The organism is Jatrophihabitans sp. (assembly GCF_035474675.1).
In the GTDB taxonomy this organism is placed as follows: Bacteria; Actinomycetota; Actinomycetes; order Mycobacteriales; family Jatrophihabitantaceae; genus Jatrophihabitans_A.
On sequence record NZ_DATINC010000177.1, the window covers coordinates 1 to 4,606 of the forward strand.

3 protein-coding genes, 1 rRNA gene and 1 pseudogene are annotated in these 4,606 nt (G+C 71.3%); all 5 read right to left on the reverse strand.

Going from position 1 to position 4,606, the window contains the following annotated elements; translation table 11 throughout:
• Positions 1-99, reverse strand: a 16S ribosomal RNA gene (locus VLJ82_RS20265); the annotation flags it as partial.
• Positions 100-594: 495 nt separating this feature from the next.
• Positions 595-1,863 carry a tyrosine--tRNA ligase gene (gene tyrS, locus VLJ82_RS20270; protein WP_408665182.1) on the reverse strand — a complete coding sequence of 423 codons (1,269 nt, stop codon included), beginning with the start codon at positions 1,861-1,863 and terminating at the stop codon, positions 595-597.
• On the reverse strand, positions 1,860-2,501 hold the full coding sequence (locus VLJ82_RS20275) for a DNA-3-methyladenine glycosylase (RefSeq protein WP_408665183.1): 642 nt from the start codon (positions 2,499-2,501) through the stop codon (positions 1,860-1,862). Before VLJ82_RS20275 ends, tyrS begins: the two co-directional genes overlap by 4 nt.
• 5 nt (positions 2,502-2,506) lie before the next feature.
• Positions 2,507-3,961 carry an argininosuccinate lyase gene (gene argH / locus VLJ82_RS20280; protein WP_408665184.1) on the reverse strand — a complete coding sequence of 485 codons (1,455 nt, stop codon included), beginning with the start codon at positions 3,959-3,961 and terminating at the stop codon, positions 2,507-2,509.
• Positions 3,958-4,606: pseudogene (locus VLJ82_RS20285) on the reverse strand (argininosuccinate synthase); the annotation flags it as partial. The pseudogene VLJ82_RS20285 and the gene argH, both read right to left, overlap by 4 nt.

Sequence of the window (4,606 nt, forward strand, 5' to 3'; positions counted from 1 at the left end):
CCGCTCCGTCATCCTCCCGAAGGAGGAGCGTCGCTCGACTTGCATGTGTTAAGCACGCCGCCAGCGTTCGTCCTGAGCCAGAATCAAACTCTCCGTGAATGTTTTATGACGTCGCCGCTTCAGCGGCATTGTCGACACAGATAAGCTACCGAAGTAGCCATTTGATAGCTGACCAATCCGAGCTGGTATTGCTCGTAATCAATCAAAGAAATTCGTACATGAGCACCGGCTAGACCGATGATCACGGACGAGGTTGTGCTTTTATGGCACTAACTTTCGGCACACTGTTGAGTTCTCAAGGAGCGGACGCACACCATCACGAACCTTTCGGTTCGATCCGGGGCAACCTATGTAACGCTAGTCGGTCCGTTTCGCAGTGTCAAACCGACCTGCTCGTCCCGCGCCTGCCCAGTGTAGCCCATCGGATTCCCGACCTGCCACCTGGTGGCCCGCCCGGCCGGCCCCCGCTTGCGGGCTCCGTTCGCCGTGCAGGGAGAACATTAACCGACCGGAAAACCAGGGTCAAATCCGGGGTGAACGGGGTGCCAGAGGCCCGATCCGTTCGGCCTATCGCGGCAGAAACCCGCTGTCGGTTCAGCCGGGCTCGGCGGCGATCCGGGCCGCCTTCCGCTTGCCGACGGCCAGCAGCCGGCCCGCCAGTTCGGCGGCCGGCAGCTCGTAACGTCCCCGTGCCACCGGCTCGCCGTCGATCCGGACCGCGCCGGCGTCGATCAGCCGGCGGGCCGCCGAGCTGCTCTCGGCCAGGCCCGCCGCCGTCAGCACCGCGGGCAGGTGCACCGGGTCGGTCAACCGGGTGGCAAAGACCGGCGCGTCGGTGGGCAGCTGGTGGTCGCGGAAGATCGCGTTGAACCGCTCCTCGGCGGCGGCCGCCGCTGCGGCGCCGTGGTACAGCGTGACGATCTCGCGAGCCACCCGCCGCTTGGCCTGGTTGGCCCGGCCGCCGCCGGCGGCCACCTCGTCGGCCAATGCGGCCACCTGGTCCGGCGGCAAGGTCGTGCACAGGGTGGCGTAGAGCTGCACCACCGAATCCGGGATGCGCATCAGCTTGCCGAACTGCTCGTCCGGCGGCTCGGTGATCGCCACGAAGTTGTTGAGCGACTTGCCCATCTTCTCCACGCCGTCGATGCCCACCAGCAGCGGCAGCGTCAGCACCGTCTGCGGCGGCTGGCCCTTGGCCCGCTGCAGCACCCGGCCGACCAGGTTGTTGAAGGTCTGGTCGGTGCCGCCGAGCTCGAGGTCGGCGGCGATCTCGACCGAGTCGATGCCCTGCAGCAGCGGGTAGAAGAACTCCGACAGGGTGATCGGGGTGTTGGCGGCGAACCGCTTGGCGAAGTCGTCGCGCTCCAGCAGCTGCGCCACCGTCAGCTGGCGGGTGTAGTCCAGCAGCTGCGCCAGGCTCATGGTGCCCAGCCAGTCGGCGTTGTCACGGATCTCGGTGCGCTGCGGGTCCAGGATGCGCATCACCTGGTCGAAGTAGCCGCGGGCGTTGGCGATCACCTGCTCTGCACTCTGCGCCGACCGGGTAGCGGTCTTGCCGGACGGGTCGCCGACCTGGCCGGTGAAGCCGCCCACCACCAGCACCGCGGTGTGGCCGAAGTCCTGGAACTGGCGGAGCTTGCGCAGCACCACCGCGTGGCCCAGGGTGAGGTCGGCGCCGGACGGGTCGATGCCCAGCTTCACCCGCAGCGGCCGGCCCTCGGTGTGCGCCGCCAGCAGCCGTTCGGCCAGCCCGTTCTCGGGCAGGATCTGGGCGGCGCCGGCGGCCAGCACCTCATAAGCCGGGCGCAGCTCGGCCGGCAGCGAGTCGATCGGCGATGCGGGGTGCTCCGGTGCGGTGCTCACGGCGCCCCAGTCTGCCGGGTGGCGGCAACCCGCTTCCGGCCGCCCGGACGGTAGGCCGACACGCTGGGCTCGTCCGGCAGCCAGAACCGCCACGGGTGCTCGGCGGCGGCCGCCACCCCGACCCGCGGGCCGGTGCGGTAGTCCGCCGGCAAACCCAGCTCGGTCAGCCGCACCGGCGAGCCGGGATCCAGCAGGTCCAGGCCGGTGTGCTCACCAGTGAGACCCATCACCCGGGCCAGCCGGGCCGGGCCGCTGGCCAGCTTCGCCGGGCGGATCGACGACGTGGTGCTGGCCAGCGTGCGGGCCTGTGCGACCGGCTCGCCGTCTACGATCTCCGCCGCCCGCAGCAGCACCGCGGCGGCGGTGCCCGGCAGCGCGCAGGTGATGTTGGCGCACCAGTGCATGCCGTAGATGAAGTAGCAGTACAGCCTTCCCGCCTCGCCGAACATCACCGCGTTGCGCCTGGTGGGCCCGCGGAAGGCGTGCGAGGCCGGGTCCAGGGTGCCCTCGTAGGCCTCCACCTCGGTGACCCGGACCGCCACCTCGGCACCGCCCAGACTGCTGGTCACGGTGGCGCCGAGCAGCACCGGGGCGACCTGCAACGCCGGCCGGGACAGCAGTTCGCGATCGATACCCACGCCGGTCAGTGTGCCAACCCGCCGGCCCAGTCCTGGTAGCCGGCCAGCCGCGCGCGCAGCTGGCCCAGCTGCTCGGCCACCCGGGCCGGCGCGGTGCCGCCGACCGCCGAGCGGCTGGCCAGCGAGCCTGACACCGTCAGCACCGACCGAACCTCCGGGCGCAGGTGCTCCGAGATCGCGGCGAAGTCTTCGTCGGACAGGTCGGCGAGCTCGATCCCCCGGGACTCGCAGACCCGCACGCACTCCCCCGCCAGCTCGTGTGCCACCCGGAACGGCACGCCCTGCCGGACCAGCCACTCGGCCACGTCGGTGGCCAGCGAGAAACCCTGGCCGGCCAGCGACTCCAGCCGCTCGGTGTCGAAGACCAGGGTGGCCAGCATGCCGGTCAGCGCCGGCAGCAGCAGGTGCAAGGAGTCAATCGAGTCGAACACCGGCTCCTTGTCCTCCTGCAGGTCCCGGTTGTAGGCCAGCGGCAGGCCCTTCAGGGTGGCCAGCAGGCCGGTCAGGTTGCCGATCAGCCGGCCGGCCTTGCCCCGGGTCAGCTCCGCGACGTCCGGGTTCTTCTTCTGCGGCATGATCGACGAGCCGGTGGAGTAGGCGTCGTCCAGCGTCACGAACGAGAACTCCCGGGTCGCCCACAGGATGACCTCCTCCGCCAGCCGGGACAGGTCGACCGCGAGCATCGCGGTGACGAAGCAGAACTCGGCCACCACGTCCCGGGACGCGGTGGCGTCCACCGAGTTCTCCGCCGGTGCGTCGAAGCCCAGCTCGGCCGCCACCGCCGCCGGGTCCAAACCCAGCGAGGAGCCGGCCAGCGCGCCCGAGCCGTACGGGCTGACCGCGGCCCGGACGTCCCAGTCGCGCAGCCGGTCGGCATCGCGCAGCAGCGTCCAGCCGTGCGCCAGCAGGTGGTGGGAGAGCAGGATCGGCTGGGCGTGCTGCAGGTGGGTCCGGCCCGGCATCGGCACGCCGAGGTGCGCCTGGGCCTGCTCGGCAAGTGCGGCCACCAGCTCGCACAACCTGCTGGTCAGCGCCCGGGCCTGCTCGCGCAGGTACATCCGGATCAGGGTGGCGATCTGGTCGTTGCGCGACCGGCCGGCCCGCAGCCGGCCGCCCAGCTCGGCACCGGCCCGCTCCAGCAGGCCCCGTTCCAGGGCACTGTGCACGTCTTCGTCGCCCGGAAGCGGGCGGAACGCCCCGGACCGGACGTCGGCGTCGAGCGCGTCCAGCGCCGCCAGCATGCCGGCCAGCTCCTCGGCGGTCAGCAGCCCGGCCCGGTGCAGCACCCGGGCGTGCGCCCGGGAGCCGGCCAGGTCGTGCCCGGCCAGCCGCCAGTCGAAGTGGGTCGAGACCGACAGTGCCGCCAGCGCCTCGGCCGGCCCGCCGGCGAACCGGCCGCCCCACAGCTTGCCGTCCGGGGTGCTCGGCGACTGCCCGGCGTCCGGCTGCCCAGAGCTCACTTGCCCAGGCGCTGCTGCCGCCGGGCAGCGATCCGGCTGGGCAGCCCCCACAGCTGGACGAAGCCCTTGGCCAGGCTCTGGTCGAAGGTGTCGCCGGTGTCGTAGGTGGCCAGGTCGAAGTCGTACAGCGAGCCGTCGCCACGCCGTCCGGTGGGCACCGCCCGGCCGCCGTGCAGCCGCAGCCGGACGTCGCCGGTGACGTAGCGCTGCGAGGCGTCGACGAACTCGTCCAGCGCCTGCCGCAGCGGGGAGAACCACAGCCCGTCATAGACCAGCTCGGTCCAGCGCTGCTCGACGGAGAACTTGAACCGCCGCAGGTCCCGCTCGACGGTCAGGTCCTCCAGCTCCTGGTGCGCGGTGATCAGCGCGATCGCGCCGGGCGCCTCGTACACCTCGCGGCTCTTGATGCCAACCAGCCGGTCCTCGACCATGTCCAGCCGGCCCACGCCCTGCGCGCCGGCCCGCTTGTTCAGCTCCAGGATGGCCTCCAGCACGCTCACCGAGCGGCCGTCCACGGCGGTCGGGACGCCGTTGTCGAAGCTGATCATCACCTCGTCCGGCTCGCGGGCCACGGTCGGGTCGGCGGTGTAGGAGTAGACGTCCTCGATCGGGGCGTTCCACGGGTCCTCGAGCATGCCGGTCTCC